This is a genomic window from Ectorhizobium quercum, from assembly GCF_026552795.1.
In the GTDB taxonomy this organism is placed as follows: Bacteria; Pseudomonadota; Alphaproteobacteria; order Rhizobiales; family Rhizobiaceae; genus Ectorhizobium; species Ectorhizobium quercum.
Map to the genome: position 1 here is coordinate 38,338 of NZ_JANFPI010000009.1, position 23,006 is coordinate 61,343.

General features: G+C 62.4%; 25 protein-coding genes. 8 read left to right on the forward strand and 17 right to left on the reverse strand.

The window, feature by feature from the left end; genetic code table 11:
- Positions 1 to 43: 43 nt before the first annotated feature.
- Positions 44 to 364, forward strand: a complete 321-nt coding sequence (gene trxA, locus NOF55_RS20440; RefSeq protein ID WP_306412973.1) for a thioredoxin — start codon at positions 44 to 46, stop codon at positions 362 to 364.
- A gap of 79 nt (positions 365 to 443) precedes the next feature.
- On the opposite strand, the gene NOF55_RS20445 is transcribed toward trxA, so the two are convergent.
- The 6 genes from NOF55_RS20445 to NOF55_RS20470 form a co-directional block, all read right to left on the reverse strand.
- Positions 444 to 1,790 carry a bifunctional folylpolyglutamate synthase/dihydrofolate synthase gene (locus tag NOF55_RS20445; RefSeq protein ID WP_306412974.1) on the reverse strand — a complete coding sequence of 449 codons (1,347 nt, stop codon included), beginning with the start codon at positions 1,788 to 1,790 and terminating at the stop codon, positions 444 to 446.
- A 188-nt stretch (positions 1,791 to 1,978) separates the two neighbouring features.
- Positions 1,979 to 2,851 carry an acetyl-CoA carboxylase, carboxyltransferase subunit beta gene (gene accD / locus NOF55_RS20450; protein ID WP_306412975.1) on the reverse strand — a complete coding sequence of 291 codons (873 nt, stop codon included), beginning with the start codon at positions 2,849 to 2,851 and terminating at the stop codon, positions 1,979 to 1,981.
- A gap of 53 nt (positions 2,852 to 2,904) precedes the next feature.
- Positions 2,905 to 3,744 (reverse strand): tryptophan synthase subunit alpha, encoded by an 840-nt coding sequence (trpA, locus tag NOF55_RS20455; RefSeq protein ID WP_306412976.1) that lies wholly within the window; start codon positions 3,742 to 3,744, stop codon positions 2,905 to 2,907.
- Positions 3,741 to 4,970, reverse strand: coding sequence for a tryptophan synthase subunit beta (trpB, locus tag NOF55_RS20460; protein WP_306412977.1), 1,230 nt, complete (start codon positions 4,968 to 4,970; stop codon positions 3,741 to 3,743). The genes trpA and trpB overlap by 4 nt, the downstream gene beginning before the upstream one ends.
- Positions 4,971 to 4,973: 3 nt before the next feature.
- Positions 4,974 to 5,645, reverse strand: a complete 672-nt coding sequence (locus NOF55_RS20465; protein ID WP_306412978.1) for a phosphoribosylanthranilate isomerase — start codon at positions 5,643 to 5,645, stop codon at positions 4,974 to 4,976.
- 163 nt (positions 5,646 to 5,808) lie between these two features.
- Positions 5,809 to 6,579 carry a M48 family metallopeptidase gene (locus tag NOF55_RS20470; protein WP_306412979.1) on the reverse strand — a complete coding sequence of 257 codons (771 nt, stop codon included), beginning with the start codon at positions 6,577 to 6,579 and terminating at the stop codon, positions 5,809 to 5,811.
- 234 nt (positions 6,580 to 6,813) lie between these two features.
- On the opposite strand from NOF55_RS20470, the gene NOF55_RS20475 reads away from it, so the two are divergent.
- The gene (locus NOF55_RS20475; protein WP_306412980.1) at positions 6,814 to 7,410 is read left to right on the forward strand and encodes a nitroreductase family protein; all 597 of its coding nucleotides are present in this window, start codon (positions 6,814 to 6,816) and stop codon (positions 7,408 to 7,410) included.
- A gap of 145 nt (positions 7,411 to 7,555) precedes the next feature.
- Here NOF55_RS20475 and gyrB read toward each other — a convergent pair whose 3' ends face one another.
- The 5 genes from gyrB to NOF55_RS20500 all read right to left on the reverse strand — a co-directional run bounded on the left by gyrB (position 7,556) and on the right by NOF55_RS20500 (position 12,881).
- Complete coding sequence (gene gyrB / locus NOF55_RS20480; RefSeq protein WP_306412981.1) at positions 7,556 to 9,991, reverse strand: DNA topoisomerase (ATP-hydrolyzing) subunit B; 2,436 nt, start codon at positions 9,989 to 9,991, stop codon at positions 7,556 to 7,558.
- Between the two features lie 145 nt (positions 9,992 to 10,136).
- Positions 10,137 to 10,505 (reverse strand): helix-turn-helix domain-containing protein, encoded by a 369-nt coding sequence (locus NOF55_RS20485; protein ID WP_306412982.1) that lies wholly within the window; start codon positions 10,503 to 10,505, stop codon positions 10,137 to 10,139.
- Positions 10,502 to 11,068, reverse strand: a complete 567-nt coding sequence (locus NOF55_RS20490; RefSeq protein WP_306412983.1) for a Smr/MutS family protein — start codon at positions 11,066 to 11,068, stop codon at positions 10,502 to 10,504. The genes NOF55_RS20485 and NOF55_RS20490 overlap by 4 nt, the downstream gene beginning before the upstream one ends.
- Positions 11,065 to 12,189 carry a murein transglycosylase A gene (gene mltA / locus NOF55_RS20495; protein WP_306412984.1) on the reverse strand — a complete coding sequence of 375 codons (1,125 nt, stop codon included), beginning with the start codon at positions 12,187 to 12,189 and terminating at the stop codon, positions 11,065 to 11,067. Before mltA ends, NOF55_RS20490 begins: the two co-directional genes overlap by 4 nt.
- Positions 12,186 to 12,881, reverse strand: a complete 696-nt coding sequence (locus NOF55_RS20500) for a Tim44/TimA family putative adaptor protein (protein WP_306412985.1) — start codon at positions 12,879 to 12,881, stop codon at positions 12,186 to 12,188. Before NOF55_RS20500 ends, mltA begins: the two co-directional genes overlap by 4 nt.
- A gap of 88 nt (positions 12,882 to 12,969) precedes the next feature.
- On the opposite strand from NOF55_RS20500, the gene NOF55_RS20505 reads away from it, so the two are divergent.
- The gene (locus tag NOF55_RS20505; RefSeq protein WP_306412986.1) at positions 12,970 to 13,554 is read left to right on the forward strand and encodes an FxsA family protein; all 585 of its coding nucleotides are present in this window, start codon (positions 12,970 to 12,972) and stop codon (positions 13,552 to 13,554) included.
- A 79-nt stretch (positions 13,555 to 13,633) separates the two neighbouring features.
- Entirely contained in the window at positions 13,634 to 14,110 is a 477-nt protein-coding gene (gene secB / locus NOF55_RS20510; protein WP_306412987.1) for a protein-export chaperone SecB, read from the forward strand.
- Between the two features lie 66 nt (positions 14,111 to 14,176).
- Here the strand turns inward: secB and dnaQ are convergent, their stop codons facing one another.
- Genes dnaQ through NOF55_RS20535 form a run of 5 tightly spaced genes read right to left on the reverse strand, consistent with a single transcriptional unit; the run spans position 14,177 to position 17,801 of the window.
- A complete protein-coding gene (dnaQ, locus tag NOF55_RS20515) occupies positions 14,177 to 14,884 on the reverse strand; it encodes a DNA polymerase III subunit epsilon (RefSeq protein ID WP_306412988.1) in 708 nt (235 codons plus the stop codon).
- A 2-nt stretch (positions 14,885 to 14,886) separates the two neighbouring features.
- The gene (gene coaE, locus NOF55_RS20520; RefSeq protein WP_306412989.1) at positions 14,887 to 15,486 is read right to left on the reverse strand and encodes a dephospho-CoA kinase; all 600 of its coding nucleotides are present in this window, start codon (positions 15,484 to 15,486) and stop codon (positions 14,887 to 14,889) included.
- The gene (locus tag NOF55_RS20525) at positions 15,483 to 16,343 is read right to left on the reverse strand and encodes a shikimate dehydrogenase (RefSeq protein ID WP_306412990.1); all 861 of its coding nucleotides are present in this window, start codon (positions 16,341 to 16,343) and stop codon (positions 15,483 to 15,485) included. Before NOF55_RS20525 ends, coaE begins: the two co-directional genes overlap by 4 nt.
- A complete protein-coding gene (locus NOF55_RS20530; protein WP_306412991.1) occupies positions 16,336 to 16,938 on the reverse strand; it encodes a Maf-like protein in 603 nt (200 codons plus the stop codon). Before NOF55_RS20530 ends, NOF55_RS20525 begins: the two co-directional genes overlap by 8 nt.
- A gap of 41 nt (positions 16,939 to 16,979) precedes the next feature.
- Positions 16,980 to 17,801 (reverse strand): pyruvate, water dikinase regulatory protein, encoded by an 822-nt coding sequence (locus NOF55_RS20535; RefSeq protein WP_306412992.1) that lies wholly within the window; start codon positions 17,799 to 17,801, stop codon positions 16,980 to 16,982.
- Between the two features lie 475 nt (positions 17,802 to 18,276).
- On the opposite strand from NOF55_RS20535, the gene hemE reads away from it, so the two are divergent.
- The 3 genes from hemE (at position 18,277) to rho (ending at position 21,247) form a co-directional block, all read left to right on the forward strand.
- Positions 18,277 to 19,239: a uroporphyrinogen decarboxylase gene (hemE, locus tag NOF55_RS20540; protein WP_370869016.1), complete on the forward strand. Its 963-nt coding sequence runs from the start codon at positions 18,277 to 18,279 to the stop codon at positions 19,237 to 19,239.
- Positions 19,236 to 19,787, forward strand: coding sequence for a protoporphyrinogen oxidase HemJ (hemJ, locus tag NOF55_RS20545; RefSeq protein ID WP_306412994.1), 552 nt, complete (start codon positions 19,236 to 19,238; stop codon positions 19,785 to 19,787). Before hemE ends, hemJ begins: the two co-directional genes overlap by 4 nt.
- 194 nt (positions 19,788 to 19,981) lie before the next feature.
- Complete coding sequence (gene rho, locus NOF55_RS20550) at positions 19,982 to 21,247, forward strand: transcription termination factor Rho (protein WP_306412995.1); 1,266 nt, start codon at positions 19,982 to 19,984, stop codon at positions 21,245 to 21,247.
- Positions 21,248 to 21,316: 69 nt separating this feature from the next.
- Here rho and NOF55_RS20555 read toward each other — a convergent pair whose 3' ends face one another.
- Positions 21,317 to 21,592 (reverse strand): hypothetical protein, encoded by a 276-nt coding sequence (locus tag NOF55_RS20555; protein ID WP_306412996.1) that lies wholly within the window; start codon positions 21,590 to 21,592, stop codon positions 21,317 to 21,319.
- A gap of 27 nt (positions 21,593 to 21,619) precedes the next feature.
- Between NOF55_RS20555 and mnmE the strand changes: the two genes are divergently transcribed.
- Positions 21,620 to 22,948 carry a tRNA uridine-5-carboxymethylaminomethyl(34) synthesis GTPase MnmE gene (mnmE, locus tag NOF55_RS20560; RefSeq protein WP_306412997.1) on the forward strand — a complete coding sequence of 443 codons (1,329 nt, stop codon included), beginning with the start codon at positions 21,620 to 21,622 and terminating at the stop codon, positions 22,946 to 22,948.
- Positions 22,949 to 23,006 lie beyond the last annotated feature (58 nt).

Here is a 23,006-nt window from a genome sequence, read left to right on the forward strand (position 1 = left end):
ATCACATATTCGCCATCTTCAGATCATCCGAAGGGAAAGCCCAATGGCCACCGTCACCGTCAACAATGCCAATTTCCAGAGCGAAGTGCTCGAAGCTGCCGAACCCGTCGTCGTGGATTTCTGGGCCGAGTGGTGCGGCCCCTGCAAGATGATCGGGCCGAGCCTCGAGGAAATCTCCTCGGAACTGGCCGGCAAGGTGAAGATCGTCAAGCTGAACATCGATGAGAATCCGGAACTGGCGGCCAAGTTCGGCGTCCGCTCGATCCCGACGCTCGCCATCTTCAAGGGCGGCGAAGTGACCGACATTTCGGTCGGCGCCAAGCCGAAGACGGCCCTGTCCGCCTGGATCTCCTCCGCTGCCTGATCTTAAGCGACGACTTCGTGAGGCATTCCGCCCGATCGGCGGAATGCCTGTTTTCATGCGCAAAGACCGAACGCCTTAGTCAAACCGGCGGCGTTTCGTTGTCTGCCAGCGCATTTCCCGCCAGATAAAGCGAACCGCAGATCAGGATCCGCGGGGCTCTCCTGTCCGGGTCGGAGGCGATGGAACGGATTTCCTCCAGCGCCTCGACAATGCTTCCCATCGGCTGGCCGACGAGCCCGGCATCATAGGCCGAGGTCGCCAGAACCACCGGATCGGTCATGGCATCGGTGCCGCGAATGGGCACCGTGTAGACGCGTTCGACGAGCCCTTCGAAGGGGCGGAAATAATTCAGAGAATCCTTGGTGTTGATCATGCCGACGATCAGGAAGAGCGGCCGCGGGCGGCGCTCCTCCAGTTCGGCCAGCGCCTCGGCGATCACTTCCGCGGCACCGGGATTATGGCCGCCGTCCACCCAGATTTCCGCGCCCGGCGGCGCATGGGCGGGAAGCCTGCCTTCCGTGAGGCGCTGCATGCGGCCCGGCCATTCGACCGACGACATGGCGCGTTCGATCGCCTCGTCGGAGAGTGCGAAGCCGGCGGCGCGAACGGCGCGGATCGCGGCGGCGGCATTGGCAAGCTGGTGGCGGCCGGGAAGCGCCGGCAAAGGCAGGTCGGCCAGCCCGGTTTCGTCCTGATAGATCATCCGGCCGAATTCCTCATGGGCGGAATAATCCTGCCCGTAGGTCCAGAGCGGACAGCCCAACCGCTCGGCGGTCGAGACCAGAACGTCGAGCGCGGCGTCGAATTGCTGGAATCCGACCACGGCAGGGCGGCCGCGCTTCAGAATACCGGCCTTTTCCGTCGCCACCAGTTCCACGCTGTCGCCGAGAAAGGCCTGATGGTCGAGCGATATCGGCATCACCACCGAAACGGCGGGGCTTTCGACGACATTGGTCGCATCGTGGCGGCCGCCAAGCCCGACTTCCATCACCACGGCATCGGCGGGGTGTTCGGAAAAGAGAACGAAGGTGGCGGCGGTCAGGATCTCGAACAGGGTGATGGGCTGGCCGTCATTGGCGGCCTCGATCCGCCGCAGGACCTCCGCCAGAACCTCGTCCTCGACATAACGCCCCCGTCCGCCCTTGACGCCCAGACGATAGCGCTCGTGCCACTTGACGAGATGCGGCGAGGTGTGGACATGCACCGCATAGCCCGCGGCCTCCAGCAGCGCTCGACAGAAGGCGGAAGCCGAGCCCTTGCCGTTCGTGCCGGCGATATGGATCACCGGTGGCAGTTTCCGCTCGGGATTGCCCAGCTTGCCGAGCAGCGCCGTGATCCGGTCGAGCGACAGGGTATGGCGCTTGGGATGAAGGCTCGCCAGACGTTCGATTTCCCGATCCGCCAGGCTTGTCGAAAGATGGGTCATGGTCGGCCCCCGCGCTGCACAAACGGAAAGCGGGTGCGGCCACAACCGGCCCCATCCCGCTTTCCGGCATTTCCCTGAGAGCGTTTCCGCTTTTCCCCGAATCGCAAAAACGCTCCAACCTCTTGTTTTCATGCATTTCCGGACGCACAAAACCGCGTGCTGAACCTTTGCCGGAAACGCTCTGGACCTCAGGCAGCCTCTTCGACGGCTTCCGGCCGATTGGTCAGGATGGTCAACACCCGCGCCAGCGTATCGGCCATTTCGCGGCGGTCGACGACCATGTCGATCATGCCGTGCTCCAGAAGATACTCGGCCGTCTGGAAGCCCGGCGGCAGCTTCTCGCGAATGGTCTGCTCGATCACGCGCTTGCCGGCGAAGCAGATTTCGGCGCCCGGTTCGGCGATGTGCAGATCGCCCAGCATGGCGTAGGACGCCGTCACCCCGCCCGTCGTCGGATTGGTGAGAACGACGATGTAGGGCAGGCCCGCCTCCTTGAGCATGTCGACCATGACCGTGGTGCGCGGCATCTGCATCAGCGACAGGATGCCTTCCTGCATGCGCGCGCCGCCCGAGGCCGGAAAGAGCACCAGCGGGCACTTTTCGGCGATGGCGCGTTCGAAGGCCTTGACGATGGCCTCGCCCGCGGCCATGCCGAGCGAGCCGCCCATGAAGTTGAACTCATGCACCACGGCGACGAGCTTGACGCCCCTGACCGTGCCGAGGCCGGCGAGGATCGTGTCTTCCTGCTCCGTCTTGGCGCGGCTGTCGCGCAGGCGGTCGACATATTTCTTGGAATCGCGGAACTTCAGCGGATCGACCGCCACCTTCGGCTGGACGAAAGCCTCGTATTCGCCGCCGTCGAAAAGATCGGCAAGGCGGGCTTTCGCGGGCATCTTCATATGATAGCCGGAGGACGGAATGACCCACTTGTTGTCTTCGAGATCCTTGTGGAAGACCATCTCGCCCGTTTCCGGGCACTTGATCCAGAGGTTTTCGGGAACCTCGCGGCGACCCAGCATCGAATTGATCTTCGGGCGGACGTAATTGGTAATCCAGTTCAAAGTTCACCACTCCCGTTGATGGCACCTGCCGTGGCAGGAGATCCTTGTTGTTCTTATTCCGCAGCGACAGGGCGCGCCGAGCGCACGCCGGCCGCCAGTTCGCGAACCAGCGAAGCAGCCGCCTCGACGGTCCTGTCCGTCGCCCTGCCGTCTTCCGTCAGGCTGCCGGCGATGCGGTTGACGATGGCCGTGCCGACCACGACGCCGTCCGCCGCAGCGGCAATGGCGCGGGCATGGTCCGCCGTCTTGACGCCGAAACCGACGCAGACCGGCAGGTCCGTGCGGGCCTTGATGCGGGCGACGGCGCCGCCGACCAGCGACGGGTCCGGCAGGGCCGATCCGGTGATGCCGTTCATCGAGACGTAATAGACGAAGCCGGACGTGTTCCTGAGAACCGTCGGCAGGCGCTTCTCGTCCGTCGTCGGCGTCGTCAGGCGGATGAAGCTGATGCCCTTTTCCAGCGCCGGAACGCACAGTTCGTCGTCCATTTCCGGCGGCAGGTCGACGACGATCAGGCCGTCAATGCCCGCGGCGAGCGCATCGTCGAGGAACCTGTCCACGCCGTAGACGTAGATCGGGTTGTAGTAGCCCATCAGCACGACAGGCGTGTCGTTGTCCGTCCTGCGGAAGTCGGCGGCGATGCGCAACGTCTTCTTGAGCGTCTGGCCGCCGGCCAGCGCGCGGTGGCCGGCAAGCTGGATCGCCGGGCCGTCCGCCATCGGATCGGAAAAGGGCATACCGAGTTCGATCACGTCGGCACCGGCTTGCGGCAGCGCCTTCATGACCGAGAGCGAGGTTTCGTAATCCGGATCGCCGCCCATGAAATAGGTGACGAGAGCCGGACGGTTTTCCGCCTTCAGCGCCGCGAAGCGCTTTTCCATACGCGCAGTCATTCTTCGTTCACTCCCAGACCGAGAAGCTTGCCGACGGTGAAGATGTCCTTGTCGCCGCGGCCGGAGAGGTTCATCAGGATGATCTCGTCCTTGCCCATCTTCGGCGCCCGCTTGATCACTTCCGCAAGCGCGTGGCTCGGTTCGAGCGCCGGGATGATCCCTTCGAGGCGGGTGAGAAGCTGGAAGGCCTCCAGCGCCTCATGATCCATGATCGGGACGTATTCGGCGCGGCCGGTGTCGTTCAGCCAGGCGTGTTCCGGGCCGATGCCGGGATAGTCGAGGCCCGCCGAGATCGAGTGGCCCTCGAAGATCTGGCCGTCGCCGTCCTGAAGAAGATAGGTGCGGTTGCCGTGCAGCACGCCGGGGCTGCCCGCCGTGATCGAGGCGCAATGTTCCTGCCCCTGAAGACCGCGGCCACCCGCCTCGACGCCGACGATCTTCACGTCCTTGTCGTCGAGGAAGGGATGGAAGATGCCGATGGCGTTCGAGCCGCCGCCGACCGCCGCGATCACCAGATCCGGCAGGCGGCCTTCCGCCTCCAGAAGCTGGGCCTTCGCTTCCTCGCCGATCACGGCCTGGAAGTCGCGCACCATTTCCGGATAGGGATGCGGGCCGGCCGCCGTGCCGATCAGGTAATAGGTGTCCTCGACATTCGTCACCCAATCCCTGAGCGCCTCGTTCATCGCGTCCTTCAGCGTGCCGTGGCCGGCGGTGACGGGACGGACTTCCGCGCCGAGCAGCTTCATGCGGAAGACGTTCGGCGCCTGGCGCTCGACGTCGGTCGCGCCCATGTAGACCACACAGGGCAGGCCGAAGCGGGCCGCGACCGTGGCCGAGGCCACGCCGTGCTGGCCGGCGCCGGTTTCGGCGATGATCCGGGTCTTGCCCATGCGCTTCGCCAGAAGGATCTGGCCGAGGCAATTGTTGATCTTGTGCGAACCGGTGTGGTTCAGCTCCTCGCGCTTGAAATAGATCTTCGCGCCGCCGAGGTGCTCGGTAAGGCGTTCGGCGAAGTAGAGCGGGCTCGGACGGCCCGTGTAATGCTTGCCGAGATGAGCGAGCTGCGCCTTGAATTCCGGATCGTCCTTGGCCTTTCGCCACTCTTCCTGCAATTCCAGTATCAGCGGCATCAGGGTCTCCGCGACGAAGCGGCCACCATAGATGCCGAAGCGTCCGTCTTCGTCCGGACCGGCGCGGAAGGAATTGGGTTCAGGCGTATGGTTCACGTCTCATGACTCCATTGAGAGCGGCTGGTTGACACCGGCCTTTTCGACCGCATCGAAAAATGCGTCGATCATGCCGGCATCCTTGACCCCCGGCGCGCTTTCGACACCGGAGGAAACGTCGATGGCCCGCGCCTTCGTCAGCGCCAGCGCGGAACCGACATTATCCTTGTCCAGTCCTCCGGAAAGCATGTAGTCGATGCTTCCGTCAAGCGACTGGAGAAGGCGCCAGTCGAAGGAAACGCCGTTTCCGCCCGGCAAATCCGATCCGCGGGGCGGCTTGGCGTCGAACAGAAAACGGTCGGCTATTCCTATATAGGGATCGATGCGTTGCAGATCACCCGCATCCCGAACGGAAAACGCCTTGATGACCGGCAGGCCGTAAAGCGCCTTCAGGGTCAGCACCCGCTCGGGGCTTTCGCTGCCGTGAAGCTGCAGGATGTCGGGCTTCAGCTGATCGACGATCTCATCCAGATCGTCCGTATCGGCATCGACGGTGACGGCGACGATCTTTGCACGGCCGCGCGCGCGATCCGCCAGCTCACCGGCAAGGGCGGGCTCGATGTTGCGCGGGCTCTTCGGAAAGAAGATGAAGCCGATATGGGTCGCGCCCCGGGCGACCGCCCGATCGACCGCCTCTTCCGACTTCAATCCGCAAATCTTGACGTCCGGTTTCATGGCAGCCGAAGTGACATGAAAAAACGGCGGAGTCGAGAAAAATCGCACGATTTTCTGCCGTTCCGGCCCCTGGATGCGCTTTCTGCGGGCATCCGATCCGGTGGCGGGCAGATGCTCGTTTTCGACTGCGCAAATGCTCGCGGACGCGGCGTTTGCCCGGGGATCAGCCGAAGTCGACGGCGTGCAGGGCGTTGCCGTGTTCCTTGAGCCAGGCCTTGGCCCGATCCGTGCCGGGGCAGAGCCTCTCGCACAGCGCCCAGAATCCCGGGCCGTGGTTCATTTCCTTCAGATGCGCGCATTCATGCGCGGCGAGATAGTCGATGACATCCGGCGGCGCCATGACGATGCGCCAGGAAAAGCTCAGCGCGCCAGCGTGCGAACACGAACCCCAGCGGCTGCGCGTATCCTTGAGCGTCATCGATCTGACCGGCCGGCCGACACTGGCGGCATGGACGGCGACGCGCGCCTCGAGATCGCGGCGGGCCTCGCGCTTGAGGAAATCGGCGATGCGGCGGGGAAGGTGCTCCGGCAGGCCGCTAACGCGCAGCACCGCTTCTCCGTCGATGACGATGCTTTCCGTCAGTCCCCTCATCCTGCCGGTGTGCTCGATGCGATGGTCGACGCCACGCAGGGGAACGGAGCCGCCGTCCTTCAAAAATGCCGTCGCCCGCTGCTCCATGCGGGAGATGCGCTCGCGCAGCCAGCCTTCGTGTCGTTCCAGAAAGGCATCGATATCATGATGGCGCAGACCCGGCGGCACCGTCATCTTCAGCGCCTTGCCGCCCGGCTCGATCCTCAGCGTTATGCGCGTGGCGCGGCGGTTTTCGCGGATCGTCAGGGGCAGCGCCCGGCCGAGCACGTCCACACTACGGGCCCTGGCGGCGGCGGTCTTCGTGCGGCCGGCGGGCCTTTTCTGTTTCAGGAATCCGAACATGGAAACTGGATAGCTGATTCGCGGCTCATCCCGTCAAGCAAAAGCCGACCCTTTTGCGAAGATTATTCGCGCATGCCCTGCGACTGCGAACGCTGCGTTCCACCGCCTTTCGCTTGCATTGCAACCCGTGCCGCTTATCTTTGTCCTGCCGCCTCCTTCCCCGGACCGGAGCGGAACCTGATCCTCCTCATCCTGCCCTGCTGAAAGCAGTGCATTGAAAGCCAGAGATTTGCCATGACCGAAACCAATTCCCGCCAGGCCGAATATTCCGTGGACCCCCTCTTCCTGAACCGCTGGTCGCCCCGCGCATTCACCGGCGAGGCCGTTCCGGAAAAGGACCTCCTGACCATTCTGGACGCCGCCCGCTGGGCGCCTTCCGCCTTCAATTCCCAGCCCTGGCGTTTCGTCTACGGCATCAAGGGCACGCCCGCCTTCGACACGCTGCTCGGCCTGCTGAACGACTTCAACCAGAGCTGGGCAAAGGATGCCGGCGCCGTCGTCGTTCTCCTGTCCAAGACGCATCTCCTGCCGCCGGGCGCCAGCGCGGAGGTTCCCTCCTACAGCCATACGCTCGATGCCGGCGCCGCCTGGGGCATCGCCGCCCTTCAGGCCACGCGGCTCGGCTACTTCACCCACGGCATGACCGGCGTTCATTTCGACAAGGTCCAGGAGACGCTCGGCGTGCCGGACGGCCACCGCGCCGAACTCGCCTTCGTCGTCGGCAAGCGCGGCGACAAGTCGAAGCTTCCCGAAGGCCTTGCCGCCCGCGAGGAGCCGAGCCCGCGCAAGCCGCTTGCCGAACTCGCCTTCGAAGGCTCTTTCAAGGCCTGAGGTCCGATCCCCACAAAAAGGTTTCACGTGAATCCTTCGAACTGGCCAGGCCGAAAACGGCTGATTCACGTGAAACACGAAAAGAAAAGTCCCGGGGAAGGTTTTCCCCGGGACTTTTTCATTTCCTCGGCCGATTGCGGACGGATCAGATATCGAGGTTGGCGACCGACAGGGCGTTATCCTGAATGAACTCGCGACGCGGCTCGACTTCGTCGCCCATGAGGCGGGCGAAGAGACCATCGGCATCGACGGCATCCGCCACCCTCACCTGAAGCAGCGAGCGGGCGTTCGGATCGAGCGTCGTTTCCCAGAGCTGCTCGGCGTTCATCTCGCCGAGGCCCTTGTATCGCTGCATCGACAGGCCCTTGCGCCCGGCGGCGAAAATCGCATCCAGCAGCGCGCGCGGGCCGGAGATTTCCGTCGAGCTGTCCTTGCGGGCGAGAACCGGCGGATGGGCGTAGATATCCTTCAGGCGCGGGGAAAGCTGGTCGATGTAGCGGGCGTCCGTGGAACCGATCAGCGCCATGTCCAGCGTCGCGACCTCGCGCACGCCGCGGATGGTCCGTTCGAAGCGCAGGCCGCCGTCCTTCGTGACGCTGCCGGTCCAGCCGCGTTCCGTTTCCTCGGCGATCAGGTCCAGGCGGGTGGCGACGTCGGCGGCGACACGCTCGGCTTCCTCCCTCCGCGTCGTCAGTTCCGGGTCGAGGGCGCCGGCAATGGCCGCCTGCTCGACAACCGAGCGGCTGTAACGCGAGTGGAGACCGTCGATCAGCGCCCGCAGGCGCAGGGCATCGTGAATGACCTCGCGCAGATCGGCGCCGGTGCGGACTTCACCCGTGCCCAGTTCGAGACGCGTTTCCTCCGTGCCCTGGGCGATGAGATATTCTTCCAGCGCCTTTTCGTCCTTCAGGTATTGCACCGACTTCCCGCGCGTCACCTTGTAGAGCGGCGGCTGGGCGATGTAGAGGTGGCCGCGCTCGATGAGCGACGGCATCTGGCGGAAGAAGAAGGTCAGAAGCAGGGTGCGAATATGCGCGCCGTCGACATCGGCATCGGTCATGATGATGATCTTGTGATAGCGCAGCTTGTCGGCGTTGAACTCGTCCTTGCCGATCGACGTGCCGAGCGCGGTGATCAGCGTGCCGATTTCCTGGCTCGACAGCATCTTGTCGAAACGGGCGCGCTCGACGTTGAGGATCTTGCCGCGCAGCGGCAGGATGGCCTGGTTCTCGCGCGAACGGCCCTGCTTGGCCGAGCCGCCGGCCGAATCGCCCTCGACGAGAAAGAGTTCGGACTTGGCCGGATCGCGCTCGGAACAATCCGCCAGCTTTCCGGGTAGCGAGGCGATGTCGAGAGCCCCCTTGCGGCGCGTCAGTTCGCGGGCCTTGCGGGCGGCCTCGCGGGCCACGGCGGCTTCCACCACCTTGCCGACGAGAATCTTCGCTTCGGCCGGATGTTCCTCCAGCCAGTTCGACAGCGCCTCGTTGACGAGGTTTTCCACCACCGGGCGCACTTCCGAGGAGACGAGCTTGTCCTTGGTCTGCGAGGAGAATTTCGGGTCCGGCACCTTGACCGACAGGACGGCGGTCAGGCCTTCGCGGCAATCGTCGCCCGTCAGCGAGACCTTCTCCCTCTTGATGATGCCGGACGTATCGGCATAGGAGGTGATCTGGCGGGTCAGCGCGGCGCGGAAGCCGGCCATGTGCGTGCCGCCGTCGCGCTGCGGAATGTTGTTGGTGAAGCACAGCACGTTCTCGTGATAGCTGTCGTTCCACCACATCGCGACCTCGACGGTGATGCCGTCCTTCTCGCTGTTGATGACGACCGGCTTGTCGACGAGCGGCTTCCGCGCCCGGTCGAGATAGCGCACGAAGGCTTCGAGGCCGCCTTCGTAGAGAAGCTCCTCCTCCCGCACTTCCGGGCGCCGCCTGTCGGTCAGGAGAATGCGGACGCCGGAATTCAGGAAGGCGAGTTCGCGCAGGCGGTGTTCCAGCGTGGCATAGTCGAACTCGATATGGGTGAAGGTTTCCGGGCTCGGCTGGAAGGTCACTTCCGTGCCGGAACGGCCTTCATATTCGCCGATCACCGCCAGCGGCGCGTCGGCGACACCGTGGGTGAACTTCATTTCGTGGATCCTGCCGTTACGGCGAATCCTGAGCTTCAGCCACATCGACAGCGCATTCACCACCGAAACGCCCACGCCGTGCAGACCGCCGGAGACCTTGTAGGAGTTCTGGTCGAACTTGCCGCCGGCGTGGAGCTGGGTCATGATGACTTCGGCGGCGGAAACACCCTCGGAGGAATGGATATCGGTCGGGATGCCGCGCCCGTTATCCGTCACCGTCACCGAACCGTCGGAATTCAGCGTCACCGTGACGATGTCGGCATGGCCGGCCAGCGCCTCGTCAATGGCATTGTCCACGACTTCGTAGACCATGTGGTGAAGGCCCGAGCCATCGTCGGTGTCGCCGATATACATGCCTGGCCGCTTGCGCACGGCGTCAAGGCCCTTCAGGACCTTGATGGAATCGGCACCATATTCGGCACTCGCGCCGTTTTCAGTCACGGGTGTGTCGCTCATCGATGATCTTTCCAGTGTTTCCGGAACAGGCGCGCGGTGAAGCGAATCACCGGCAGTTTTCCATGCACCAACTATAGGGTTTTTGCCGCAAGGTCCAAACGCATGGACCGGAAATACGGCAGAAAACAGGGGATTAACGCCCCTTCTAGCGCTTCCCTGCCGCCTTTTCCAGCACTGCGTCGAGTTCGGCTATGACATCGGGCGGAAGCTGGCGCATTTCCCGGGCAATCCGGTTGGCAAGCGCCGTGTAGGCAGCCGGCAGGCCGGACGTATCGACCGTCACCCGGGGGTCGGAACGGGCCGCTATGCGGAACAGCTCCTCGGCCTCGTCCCAGATGACGTTGAAGTAGCCTGCGACGCGTTGCAGGAAATCGAAACTCGGCTTGCCGCGCTTTCCATGCTCCAGCGCAGACAGATAGGCCGGAGACACGCCGATGGCCTCGGCCATCTGCTTCTGGGTCACGCCGCGCTGCTCGCGAAGCCGGCGAACGGTTTCACCGAACGGCGTCGTCATCCCTTCGTTCCCCTTTGCCGCGACAGCCTCACATAGAAGGCGCCCTCCCCGCCGTGGTTGCGTGCAGCCTGTTCGTAGGACGAGATGAAGAAACGGAACTCAGGCTTTGCGAACCACAGCGGAACCGCGCGCTTCAGGGCGCCCTCGCTGCCCATCGAGGATCCCTTGCCGGTGATGACGAGAACGTGGCGCAGTCCCCGTTCATGGGCGCGAATGATGAAATCGAGCAGAACCGTATGGGCCTCGCTCTGATACATGCCGTGCAGGTCGATCCGCGCTTCGAGCGAGAGGGCGCCGCGCGACAGCTTGCGCTTGACCGGCTTTTCGAGCGGATGATGACGATGGCTTGCCGGATTCGTCACATTCTTATCCGGAGTCCCAGCCGGCTCCCGGCCTGGCGTTTCCTGTCTGGAAGCCGGACCCGGTTCCGGCGGAACGGCATAGGTTTCGTCGAAACGCAGCAGGTCTTCCATCCGTCCCGGCAGGGCGCGGACGGTGCGCGCCACCTTGCCCCAGAGGACGCGCTCGTCCGATTCCAGATCGCGTTTGCCCTTGCCCTTCATGACCGGAACCTCTTTGCCGCATTCTTCGGAATGAGGATGGCGAAATCCGCCGGGTTGCGGATCGTGCCCGCCTGCTCGCCGGCACGGGCGCCCGACCCCGTGAAGATATCGCCGCGGGCGGGACCGACGATGGCGGAACCCGTATCGAGCGCCAGCATAAGCCGGTGGAACGGATGGCCGTCGTCCAGATGGGTCAGGGTCGGCGAGGAGACGAAGAAGGGAAAGCCGAATGTGTGGATCAGGCGGTCCACCGCCAGCGAGCGTCCCGCCGCCAGCGGCACCTTGGCGGCGGCGACCGGGCCGCTCGACGGATCGGCCACCCCGGCCTCGCGAAAGAAGATGTAGGAACGGTTGTGCCAGAGAATCTCGTCGACACGATCCGGGTGTGCGGCGAGCCAGGCCCGGATCGCCTGCATGGAAACGGTGGCGGGATCGAGTTCGCCGATCTCGATGAGATAGCGGCCGATGCCCGAAAAGGGATGCCCGGCCTTGGCCGCATAGGTGATCCGCCGGATCCGGCCATCGGGATAGACAAGCCGCGCCGCGCCCTGCACATGCGCGAAGAACACGTCGACCTTCGATCTCGCCCAGGCGATTTCAAGGCCCCGGCCTTGCAGCGCGCCACGGTCGATGGCGGCCCGATCGGGATAGGGCTCAATCGAGCCATCCTCCCGCCTGAGACCGAAACGGTAATCCCCGTCCATGCCCGGCGGGCGATTCGTGTCGTCGATATCGGCGAGGTCGTCGGGACGGCGATAGAACGGATGACACCAGATCGCATCCGGCGTTGCCGACACCTCCACGTCCGGTTCGTAGAAACCCGTGACGAAGCCGTGGTCCGAATTGGCCGGGACGATGCGGAAAGGGTCGGCATGCCTTTCGAAAAAGGTGCGGACCTCTGCCGCGCCGGACGGCGAAACGGCTTCCGCCGCCTGAAGCAGCGGCAGCAGATCCTCGGACGTCAGGCCGAGCGCGCCGGCCCGATAGGACCGACCGGCGCGAAGGTGTTCGTGGACATGGCGCAGGACCGGAAAGAGCGGCGACGGATCGTCCCGGCTCCAGCCTTCCAGGGCGGAGAAGGGAATAGCCTCCAGCCGAAAGGAACCGGCCCCGCCGCTCATTGTTCGGATTCGGTGGCGATCAGCTTCCAGTTCGGGTCACGGGAGCGGCTGTCGCGGGCAAAGGTCCAGAGATCGTTGACCTCGGCGACATTCTCCGCATCGCCATCCACCGTCTTGCCGTCCTTGTCGAAGGTGGCGGAAATAAGCTGGCTCAGAATGCGGACCGTGATCTGCACCTCGGTCTCCTTCACGGAAGCCTGCACGATGTCGGACTTGTCGACGCCGATGAAGGTCGATTTCATCGTTTCCCCGGCGTTCTCGCGTTCGGTGATCGCCGCGTCGAAACCTTCGAAGACCTCCTTCGACAGCAGGCCCTTGAGCGTCTTGCGGTCTCCGTCGGCAAACGCCATCACGATCATTTCGTAGGCCATGCGGGCGCCGTTGATGAATTCCTTCGGATCGAAGGACGGATCGGCGCCGGCCACCTTGCGCAGCTGTTCGTTCAGATCGCTGCCCGCCGGCGCATAGGCGTCGATGGCGGCAAACGGGTCTTCGCCGTCCTGATCGGCACGGCGCTGAAGCGTCACCACCTTGCCATCGTCCGCCGCGGTCTTCGCGTCTTCCCGGGCGCTGTAGGGATCGAAGGGCGGCTTTTCATTTCCCGTGCGGCGGCCGAGAACCGACCGGAGCTGAATGAAGATCAGCACCGCCGCCACCAGGAAAAACAATGTTATAAAGTCGTTCGATCCCATCTTATCCCGCAACTTCTGTTAATATCGTTATTTATCCCCATATAATAGCATCTGCCCGGCATTCAAACATCGAAGGCCGGAATCGGCCATGAATCCGGTCACAACGACTTCATTCAGGAAGAAATACGACGAAACCATGCCATCGCGCCTTCTAGTCCCTGTCCTTCTCCTGCTTCCGCTCGCGGAAATCGCCGTTTTCGTCCTCGTCGGGCAACGGATCGGCGTCGCCGCGACGATCCTTACGGTTCTCGCCAGCACGTTCGCCGGGCTCGTCCTTCTGCGCCGCCAGGGCGTTTCGATGATCCGCAATCTCCAGGCCGGCACCCCCGGTGCGGCCGGCGGGGACGAGGTGATGCGCAGCATGCTCTACATGGTGGCCGGCCTGCTGCTGGCCGTTCCCGGCTTCATCACCTCCGCGCTCGGCCTTCTTCTGTTGCTGCCGTTCACCCGCAGCTTCCTGTGGAAGTCGTTGAAGCCGGACGTGATCGTCACCCGCTCCGCCCGGTTCTACCGCCGGCCCGATCCGGGCGGGAACGCCGAATCGCGGCGCGGTCCTTCCGTCATCGACCTGGACGAGGACGAGTTTCGCCGCGACGATGACGGCGGTTCCGCAAGCCCTTCCAAACCGGGCGAATCGCCCTGGTCGAGACCCGACAAGCCGCCCGGCCATTGAGGCCGCAACGGCGCTCAGGGTTGTAAGGCAGGGTCCGAAATGCTAGAGCGGCACACAAATCAAATGCGGAGATAGCCCTATGGCCAACGAAAATTCTTCCGAGGGCGCAGTACAGCCCTCCCTCAACATCCTTGCCCAGTACATCAAGGATCTGTCCTTCGAGAACCCGAGCGCGCCGCGCTCGCTTCAGGCACGTGACAAGGCGCCCGCAATCAATATTTCGGTCAACGTCAATGCCAACCCGCTTTCCGACAGCGATTTCGACGTCGTGCTTTCGCTGAACGCCGAAGCCAAGGATGGCGACAAGGCCCTGTTCGCCGTCGAACTGGTCTATGGTGGCGTTTTCCGGATCACGGGCTTTCCGCAGGAGCATGTCCTTCCGCTGCTCTTCATCGAGTGCCCGCGCCTTCTCTTCCCCTTCGCGCGCCAGATCGTGTCCGACGCCACCCGCAACGGCGGCTTCCCGCCGCTGATGATCGATCCGATCGACTTCGCCCAGATGTTCTCGCAGCGCATGGCCGAGGAACAGGCCCGCGCGAAGGTTCAGACGAACTGATCGCAGGACATTCCGCCCGACATGCAAAAGCCCGGTCCTTCGACCGGGCTTTTTTGTTGACGCCCTTCAGGCCGGGTCGTCGTATTTCGACCAGATCGGCGTGCTCTTGAGGGAAGAAACCATCACCGCGTGCCGTTCCCTCTCCTCCGCGGAAAGCCGGGAGACGAGCGGCCGCGGCCGTTTTCCGAAATCGGAAATGCCGGCATCGTCGTCCGCATTGCCCTCGGCCCGGCGCTCGTCTTCGGTCAGGCCGAAGGCCGCCTGACGGCCGCCGATCATCTCGATATAGACTTCCGCCAGAAGCTCGGCGTCGAGCAGGGCGCCGTGCTTGGTGCGGTGGGAATTGTCGATCCCGTAGCGCCGGCAAAGCGCATCGAGCGTGTTCGGCCCCATCGGATGCTTGCGGCGCGCCATCGAGAGCGTGTCGATGACCATGTCGTTCGACACTGGCGGCAGGTTCAGCCGCGCGAATTCCGCATTGATGAAGCCCATATCGAATGTGGCGTTATGGGCGATCCATTTGGCGCCTTCGAAGAACGCGACGATTTTCGGCGCGACATCGGCAAAGGGCGGCTTGTCGGCCAGAAACTCGTCGGTGATCCCATGCACGGCCAGGGCGTCCGGATGGACCTTGCGGTCGCCGGGATTGATATAGAAATGGATGGTATTGCCGGTCGGGAAATGGTTGAAAAGCTCGATCCCGCCGATTTCGATCACGCGGTCGTTCCTGTTTTCGAGACCGGTTGTTTCCGTATCGAAGATGATTTCACGCATGTTCAGCCCTTCCGTTTCCAGCCTGCGCCGAGCGTCGCCAATATGCTGCGAACCTGCTCGCGCGCGGCATCCATTCCGAGTCCGGTGTCGATGATGAAATCGGCCCGCCGCCGCTTCTCCGCATCCGGCAATTGCCGGCTCAGGATCATGTCGAATTTCTCAGGCGTCATGCCCGGACGCGCCAGGACCCGCTGCCGCTGGATTTCGGGATCGCAGGTCACGACGACCACGGCATCGACGCGCCCTTCCCCGCCCGTTTCGTAGAGAAGCGGAATGTCGAGCAGCACGACCGGACTGCCCGCCTGCCGCTGCCGCTCCAGAAAACCTTTCTCCCGCGCCCGGACGAGCGGATGGACGATGGCTTCCAGCTGCTTGAGCTTAGCCGGATTCCCGGCCAGTTGCCGGCTCAGTTCGGCACGGTCGATCACGCCGCCGACCACGCTTCCCGGGAAAAGATCACCGACCGGGCCGACGGCCTCGGTCCGGTAGAGATCGTGAACCACGGCATCGGCATCGTTGACCGGCACGCCTTCGGCCCGGAAGAAATCCGCCGTCGTCGATTTTCCCATGCCGATGGAGCCGGTCAGGCCGAGAACGATCATCGGTGCTTTTCCATATCCGCAATCACCAAAGCCCTCAGCACCTCATCCACGACGGGCCGCCGGCCGAACCATTTCTCGAAACCCGGCACCGCCTGATGAAGCAACATGCCGAGCCCGTCGATGGCGGCAAAGCCCTGGGCTTCGGCCATCGCCAGAATCGGCGTTTTCAGCGGCACATAGACAATGTCGGTGACGGCGGCGTTCGATGCAAGCGGTGAAAAGTCGATGGCGGGCACGGGCATGCCGTCCATCCCAAGCGATGTGGTGTTCACGAACAGTCCGGCGCCGCTCATCACCTCGGGCAGCGCCTCCACGGAATGGGCGTGGATGTTCGGGCCGAAGCGGTCGGCCAGTTCCCGCGCCCGCCCGACCGTGCGGTTCACGACATTGATTTCCGCAATTCCGCGGTTCCTCAGGGCCTGAAGGACCGCCCGGCTGGCGCCGCCGGCCCCCAGGACCACGGCGCGTCCGGTGTCATCCCAGCCGGGCCGGCGTTCGTCGAGGTTCGAAACGAAACCCATCCCGTCGGTGTTGGTGGCTTTCAGCCTGCCATCCTCGAGCCAGAGCGTATTGGCGGCGCCCAGTTCCTCTGCAAGTCCGTCCGGTTCGTCGGCAAGCGCGAAGGCCATTTCCTTGTGCGGTATGGTGACGTTGCCGCCGCGGAAACCGCCGGAACCGTCCTTGAGCGCCGCGATGAAGGCCGGAAAATCCTCCGGCGCCACTTCCCGGGCGGCATAGTGTCCGTCGATGCCGAAGGATTTCAGCCAGTGGCCGTGAATGAGCGGCGAGCGGGAATGCCTGACCGGATAGCCGGTCACGAAAGCGCGCATGGTTAACGTTTCACGTGAATCAGCCATCGATTTCCCCCAGGCGACGCAATTCCCCGAGCACGGCCAGAAGCGGCAGGCCGATGATGGTGAAATAATCGCCGTCGATCTTTTCGAAGAGCTGTATGCCCTCCCCTTCAAGCTGGTAGGCGCCGACACTCAGGAGTGCCCGGTCGCCAACCCGCGCCAGATGCCTCTCTATGAATCCGTCCGAAAGCGGACGCACCGTCATATCGGCATGGGCGACATGCTCCCAGACGACGGTGCCGGCTCTGGCGAAGGCCACGGCGCTGTTCAGCCGGTGGGTCTTGCCGGAAAGCGACCGAAGATGTTCGCCGGCCGCTTCGAGCGTCGGCGGCTTGTGGTAGACGCGGTCGCCGAGCGACATGGTCTGATCGGAGCCGATCACCAGCGCCGCCGGATGACGGCCGCTGACCTCCAGAGCCTTCGCCCGGGCGAGATGAAGCGCCACCTCGTCCGGCGTCGCGCCGGATCGTTCGAGTGGCGCTTCGATCGCGCGTTCATCGATCCTCGCCGCAATCGCCTCGAAGGCCAGGCCGGCATTCTCCATAAGCTGGCGGCGAAACGGACTGGAAGATGCGAGAATGAGAGAAGAAGCGGCCATCGGTCTGCCCGGGTATGATTTCCTGTAAAACGGGCCCCGGTCTATCGCAGCTTCGGCCGCAGGGCAACGATGGCGGCCGCCGTTTCCTCGATGGAGCGGCGCGTCACGTCGATAACGGGCCAGTTGTTGCGGGCACAGAGCGAACGGGCATATTTCAGTTCCTCGGAAATCGCCGCGCGGTCGGTGTAGTGCATGTGGTCATAACCGTTGACCGTACCGAGTTCCCGGTGTTCGCGAACCTGCGAGATGCGATCCGTGGTGGCGACAAGCCCAACGATCAGCGGCCTGCTTGCCGCGAAAACAGCCTCCGGCAAGGGAACGCCGGGCACGATCGGTATGTTGGCGGTCTTGATGCCGCGGTTGGCGAGATAGATGCTGGTGGGCGTTTTCGATGTGCGGCTGACGCCGAGAATGATGACATCCGCCTCGTCGTAATCCTCCGGCATCTGGCCGTCGTCGTGATCCATTGCGAAGTTCAGCGCCTCGATGCGCGCGAAGTAATCGGCATTCATCAGGTGCTGGGCCGAGACCCTGCGGCGCGACGGCGTTCCGAGATAGAGCTGGAAGACGTTCATGACCGGCTCGAGAACGTTTGCCGCCGGAACGCCGATCTCCCGACAGCGTTCGTCCACCAGCGCCGCCAACTCGGTATCGACCAGCGTGTAGAGAACGATGCCCGGCTCGGTGTCGATCGCCTCCAGCACGGCCAGCAACTGCTTGCGACTGCGGATCAGCGGATAGAGGTGCTCCACCGGTTGCGCATCGCGAAACTGCACCGACGCCGCCCGGCCCGCCGACATCAGGGTCTCCCCCGTCGAATCGGAGATCAGATGGAGGTGGAAGAAGTTTTTGCGGTTTTCCACGTTATTCTGAAAGCCCTGTTGAAAATCCGGGAGAGGGATCGGCAAAAACCCGGACCTTGTCCAGGCTAGTGGAAAACTGCCGGGTTTTCCACATTCGGCAAACAACCGGAAAACCTGCGGCAATGGCTGTGAACAAGACTCATAAGCTCCAGCTTTCCATCTTCTGTCCCCAGATCATCCACAGTTTTGATTAAAATCCGTTTTCCGTTATCATCTTGAATTCAAATATGAAAATGCAATTATCCCTGTTATTGGGCAAGAGTCCGGGATTCACCATGCACCGGAATGGGAAATTTGCGAAATCGCGGCATTTTGTCGGGACTGATTTTAATCCTTGCTACTCACCGACTCTAAGAAATAGAAAACCTTTCAATTCCTATTTGTTTTATTGGAGAGCGACGTCTTGCAAGCCAGCGAACGGAAGATTATCAGGGTGCTATCCGGAGAAACGATTGCGCCTCCTCCGCTTTGGCTCATGAGACAGGCAGGTCGCTATCTGCCGGAATACAGGCAAACGCGGGCGAAGGCCGGAAGTTTCCTCAACCTCTGTTACAATCCAGAACTGGCAACGGAAGTAACGCTTCAGCCGATCCGCCGTTACGGTTTCGATGCGGCCATCCTGTTCTCGGATATCCTGGTCATTCCCGATGCCCTGAAACGCAATGTCCGGTTCAATGTCGGGCACGGCCCGGAAATGGATCCGATCGACGCCGACGGGATCGAAAAGCTGTCGGCCGAAGGCGTTCAGGATCACCTGAAACCGGTCTTCGAAACGGTAAACCGCATTCGCGCCGCCCTGTCGCAGGAAACCGCACTGCTCGGTTTCTGCGGTGCGCCGTGGACCGTCGCGACCTACATGATCGCCGGCCGGGGAACGCCGGATCAGGCCCCTGCCCGGCTGTTCGCCTATCGTCACCGCCAAGCTTTCGTCCGGCTTCTCGATCTTCTGGCCGACATTTCTGCCGATTATCTCGTCGCGCAGATCGATGCCGGCGCGGATGCCGTGCAGATTTTCGATTCGTGGGCCGGCGTTCTCGGCGAGAAGGAATTCGAGGCCTATGCGGTCCGGCCGGTGAAGCGCATGATCACTTCGGTCAGGGCGCGCCGCCCGCAGGCCAGGATCATCGCCTTTGCAAAGGGGGCGGGTCTTCTCCTCAAGGATTATCGCCAGGCGACGGATGCCGACGCGATCGGTCTCGACTGGTCCGTGCCGCTGACATTCGCCGCCGAATTGCAGAAGGACGGGCCGGTTCAGGGCAATCTCGATCCGATGTGCGTCGTTGCCGGCGGCAAGGCGCTGGAAGACGGGATCGACGATATCCTCCAGCATCTTGGCCAGGGACCGCTGATCTTCAATCTCGGTCACGGGATCACCCCGGAGGCCGATCCGGATCATGTGACGGCGCTGGTCGAACGCGTTCGAGGCGCGGCCGCATGACCGGGCCGGAAAGGCAGACGGACCGGGCGCCGGGCCGGCGCGCGTCGGTCAAGGCCTTTACGGCGATCGGCGTTTTTCTGGCGCTGATCGGTCTTCTGCGGTTTACGCAGCCGGATGATTTCTATCTCTGGATCAAGGCTTTCCATGTGATCGCGGTCATTGCCTGGATGGCGGGTCTGCTCTACATGCCGCGGCTTTTCATCTATCACACCGATGCCGAGCCGGGATCGGCCCAGTCGGAAACCTTCAAGGTGATGGAGCAGCGGCTTCTCAAGGTCATCATGAACCCGGCGATGATGATTTCATGGATGCTCGGCCTTTACATCGCCTGGGACATTTACGGTTTTCGCGGCGGATGGCTGCATGCGAAGATCGCGCTCGTCGTTCTTCTGATGCTCGTCCATGTGCATTTTTCCCGCGCCGTGCGGCTTTTCGCCAAGGACGGTCCGCGCAGGACGCCGCGTTACTGGCGGGTCATGAACGAGCTGCCGACGGTTCTGATGATGGCCATCGTCATTCTGGCAATCGTCAAGCCGTTTTCCGGCTGAGAGCGAACGTGCTGAGAATTATTCGCCGCGTTTACGGTTTCCGCTTGCGGCGATTTGCGTGAATCGCTATTTTCCGCGCAACTCATCTCCATTGGCTTGTGTGACCTGTTCTGATCCCTGCGGTGAGCCGCAGGTGCGAATTCTGCCAACACGCCTTCCCCTCTCTTCTACTTTCATAAAAATGGTGCCCCTTCATGGCTGAAATGAAGCTTCAGGAACTCAAGAACAAATCTCCGACCGAACTCCTCACCTTTGCCGAATCTCTGGAAGTCGAGAACGCCAGCACCATGCGCAAGCAGGAGCTGATGTTCGCGATCCTCAAGGTTCTGGCCAGCCAGGATGTGGAGATCATCGGTGCGGGCGTCGTCGAAGTGTTGCAGGACGGTTTCGGCTTCCTGCGTTCCGCCGATGCGAACTACCTTCCTGGGCCCGACGATATCTACATTTCCCCTTCGCAGATTCGCCGCTTTTCCCTCAAGACGGGGGATACGGTCGAGGGGCCGATTCGCGGTCCGAAGGAAGGCGAGCGCTATTTTGCCCTTCTCAAGGTCAACACGATCAATTTCGACGATCCCGAGAAGATCCGCCACAAGGTTCATTTCGACAATCTGACGCCGCTCTATCCGAACGAGCGCTTCAAGATGGAACTGGAAAATCCGACGTCGAGGGATCTGTCCGCCCGGGTCATCGATCTCGTCGCGCCGCTCGGCAAGGGTCAGCGTGGCCTTATCGTTGCGCCGCCGCGCACGGGCAAGACCGTTCTGTTGCAGAACATCGCCCATTCCATCACGGCGAATCATCCCGAGTGTTATCTGATCGTGCTTCTGATCGACGAGCGTCCGGAAGAAGTGACCGACATGCAGCGCTCGGTGCGGGGCGAAGTCGTTTCCTCCACCTTCGACGAGCCCGCGGTTCGTCACGTCCAGGTCGCCGAAATGGTGATCGAAAAGGCGAAGCGCCTTGTGGAACACGGCCGCGACGTGGTCATCCTGCTCGACTCGATCACGCGTCTCGGTCGCGCCTACAACACCGTCGTGCCCTCGTCTGGCAAGGTTCTGACCGGCGGTGTCGACGCTAACGCGCTTCAGCGTCCGAAGCGCTTCTTCGGCGCGGCCCGCAATATCGAGGAAGGCGGTTCGCTGACGATCATCGCAACGGCGCTGATCGATACCGGCAGCCGCATGGACGAGGTGATCTTCGAAGAATTCAAGGGCACCGGCAACTCGGAAATCGTGCTCGACCGCAAGGTGGCCGACAAGCGTATTTTCCCGGCTATGGATATTCTCAAGTCCGGCACCCGCAAGGAAGACCTGCTGGTGCCGCGTCAGGATCTCCAGAAGATCTTTGTCCTTCGCCGGATTCTCGCGCCGATGGGTACGACCGATGCAATCGAGTTCCTCATCGACAAACTGAAGCAGACGAAAACCAACGGCGATTTCTTCGATTCAATGAACACCTGATTCGTTCCTGCACTATGATTTCGGACGCGGCCCGTCGGCAAAAGCTGCGGGCCGTTTCCATAGGTGAGATCAGGAGATTTCCTTTTCTTCTTGTTGGGAATGGATTGATTCGAACACGAAACGAACAAAAGTCGATTCCGATCCGTAACGATATTCAATTCCGATATTCATAATAGAGGCGCGTTCACGCAGCATGATCGGGCGGTGGGACTTGATATTTTCCGGCATCTCCCTCATGAAGCGGCATTCGAGCGGCTTCCGATGTGTCCGAGGGTCGGGACGATAGGTTTGAGGCGTTCGAACCGTATTTCTGCGGGTCGCGAAGTGCAGGCTGTCGGCTCTCATGCATTTCCCTTTTCGTTATGGTGTCTGATGACCAAATCGGATGATACGATTTTTGCCCTTTCGTCCGGCGGACTTCCGAGCGGTGTTGCCGTGGTGCGGCTGAGCGGGCGGCAATCCCTTTCGGTCTCCGCGGTTCTCGCGGGTCCGTTGCCGGAACCGCGCAGGGCAACGCTCAGAACGATTCGGGCCCGTAACGAAGACCAGATCGATCGAGGGTTGGTGTTGATTTTCCCGGGGCCTTCGTCTTTCACCGGTGAAGATTGCGTTGAATTCCATCTTCATGGCGGCCGGGCGGTGGTTCAGCGATTGCTGGATGAACTGACCGCGATGCCGGGACTGAGACAGGCGGAAGCCGGGGAATTTTCGCGCCGGGCATTCGAGAACGGCAAGGCCGATCTCGTCGAAATGGAAGGGTTGGCCGATCTCATTTCCGCCGAAACGGAAATGCAGCGCCGTCTGGCGATGGAACAGAGTTTCGGTGGTCTGTCGGCCTTGTATGATGACTGGGCGGATCGTCTGACCCGCGCGCGGGCATTGATCGAGGCGGAACTGGATTTTGCCGATGAAGAGGATGTTCCCGGCTCGGTTTCCGATCAGGTCTGGAGCAGTCTGTCCGCTCTGGCTACATCCATGCGACGGCATTTGTTACAGGCCGAGCAAGGAGAAATCATTCGCAACGGCTTGAAAGTCGTAATCGCCGGACCGCCAAATGCCGGAAAATCGAGCCTGATGAACGCCCTGGCCGGTCGGGAGGTGGCCATCGTCACGGATCTGGCCGGGACGACACGGGATGTCTTGCATGCCGATCTCGATATTGGCGGATATCTGGTGCGTCTCTTCGATACAGCCGGTCTGCGCGAAACAAGCGAGACGATCGAGCAGGAAGGCATACGGCGTGCCCTTCATGCGGCGCAAACTGCGGATATCCTGCTGCATCTCGATGAGATCGGTCGTTTTTCCGAAATCGACGTGTCGTCCAAAAGCGTGCGACGTTTCCGTATCGGAACGAAGATGGACCAGCATCTCGATGACCCCTCTGTCGGTCGTTATGACCTGTGCATATCGACGGCGACAGGCGCGGGTCTGGACAGCTTGAGGAATCTATTGATTGCCGATCTCAGACAGCGGCAGGAGCAGACCGGCGGCTTCTCAGTCCCGGTTCGAGCGCGCCAGGTCGAGCATCTTCGTGCCTCGCTGGCCCATCTCGAAGAGGCGCTGGCGATTGAAGGGCATGAACTGGATGTGCGAAGCGAATTTCTGCGTCTGGCGGCGCACGAAATGGGAAAGGTGACAGGCCGGGTCGACGTCGAGCAATTGCTCGATGTGATTTTCTCGGAATTCTGTATCGGCAAATAGCGTGACTCACGTGAAACACTGGCATACAGCCTGAGCGAGTCCGGATGCCTGTTTCACG

Excerpts from the sequence above, each read along its gene's own strand:
- NOF55_RS20470 (WP_306412979.1), bottom strand. The coding sequence starts at position 6,579 with ATGTTCGGATTCCTGAAACAGAAAAGGCCCGCCGGCCGCACGAAGACC.
- NOF55_RS20505 (WP_306412986.1), top strand. The coding sequence starts at position 12,970 with ATGAATCCGGTCACAACGACTTCATTCAGGAAGAAATACGACGAAACC.
- NOF55_RS20490 (WP_306412983.1), bottom strand. The coding sequence starts at position 11,068 with ATGAAGGGCAAGGGCAAACGCGATCTGGAATCGGACGAGCGCGTCCTC.
- NOF55_RS20500 (WP_306412985.1), bottom strand. The coding sequence starts at position 12,881 with ATGGGATCGAACGACTTTATAACATTGTTTTTCCTGGTGGCGGCGGTG.
- trpA (WP_306412976.1), bottom strand. The coding sequence starts at position 3,744 with ATGACTGCGCGTATGGAAAAGCGCTTCGCGGCGCTGAAGGCGGAAAAC.
- NOF55_RS20530 (WP_306412991.1), bottom strand. The coding sequence starts at position 16,938 with ATGGCCGCTTCTTCTCTCATTCTCGCATCTTCCAGTCCGTTTCGCCGC.
- mltA (WP_306412984.1), bottom strand. The coding sequence starts at position 12,189 with ATGAGCGGCGGGGCCGGTTCCTTTCGGCTGGAGGCTATTCCCTTCTCC.
- hemE (WP_370869016.1), top strand. The coding sequence starts at position 18,277 with ATGAGACAGGCAGGTCGCTATCTGCCGGAATACAGGCAAACGCGGGCG.
- NOF55_RS20475 (WP_306412980.1), top strand. The coding sequence starts at position 6,814 with ATGACCGAAACCAATTCCCGCCAGGCCGAATATTCCGTGGACCCCCTC.
- secB (WP_306412987.1), top strand. The coding sequence starts at position 13,634 with ATGGCCAACGAAAATTCTTCCGAGGGCGCAGTACAGCCCTCCCTCAAC.
- trxA (WP_306412973.1), top strand. The coding sequence starts at position 44 with ATGGCCACCGTCACCGTCAACAATGCCAATTTCCAGAGCGAAGTGCTC.
- NOF55_RS20555 (WP_306412996.1), bottom strand. The coding sequence starts at position 21,592 with ATGAGAGCCGACAGCCTGCACTTCGCGACCCGCAGAAATACGGTTCGA.
- NOF55_RS20525 (WP_306412990.1), bottom strand. The coding sequence starts at position 16,343 with ATGGCTGATTCACGTGAAACGTTAACCATGCGCGCTTTCGTGACCGGC.
- NOF55_RS20465 (WP_306412978.1), bottom strand. The coding sequence starts at position 5,645 with ATGAAACCGGACGTCAAGATTTGCGGATTGAAGTCGGAAGAGGCGGTC.
- dnaQ (WP_306412988.1), bottom strand. The coding sequence starts at position 14,884 with ATGCGTGAAATCATCTTCGATACGGAAACAACCGGTCTCGAAAACAGG.
- mnmE (WP_306412997.1), top strand. The coding sequence starts at position 21,620 with ATGACCAAATCGGATGATACGATTTTTGCCCTTTCGTCCGGCGGACTT.
- gyrB (WP_306412981.1), bottom strand. The coding sequence starts at position 9,991 with ATGAGCGACACACCCGTGACTGAAAACGGCGCGAGTGCCGAATATGGT.
- coaE (WP_306412989.1), bottom strand. The coding sequence starts at position 15,486 with ATGATCGTTCTCGGCCTGACCGGCTCCATCGGCATGGGAAAATCGACG.
- rho (WP_306412995.1), top strand. The coding sequence starts at position 19,982 with ATGGCTGAAATGAAGCTTCAGGAACTCAAGAACAAATCTCCGACCGAA.
- hemJ (WP_306412994.1), top strand. The coding sequence starts at position 19,236 with ATGACCGGGCCGGAAAGGCAGACGGACCGGGCGCCGGGCCGGCGCGCG.
- NOF55_RS20445 (WP_306412974.1), bottom strand. The coding sequence starts at position 1,790 with ATGACCCATCTTTCGACAAGCCTGGCGGATCGGGAAATCGAACGTCTG.
- NOF55_RS20485 (WP_306412982.1), bottom strand. The coding sequence starts at position 10,505 with ATGACGACGCCGTTCGGTGAAACCGTTCGCCGGCTTCGCGAGCAGCGC.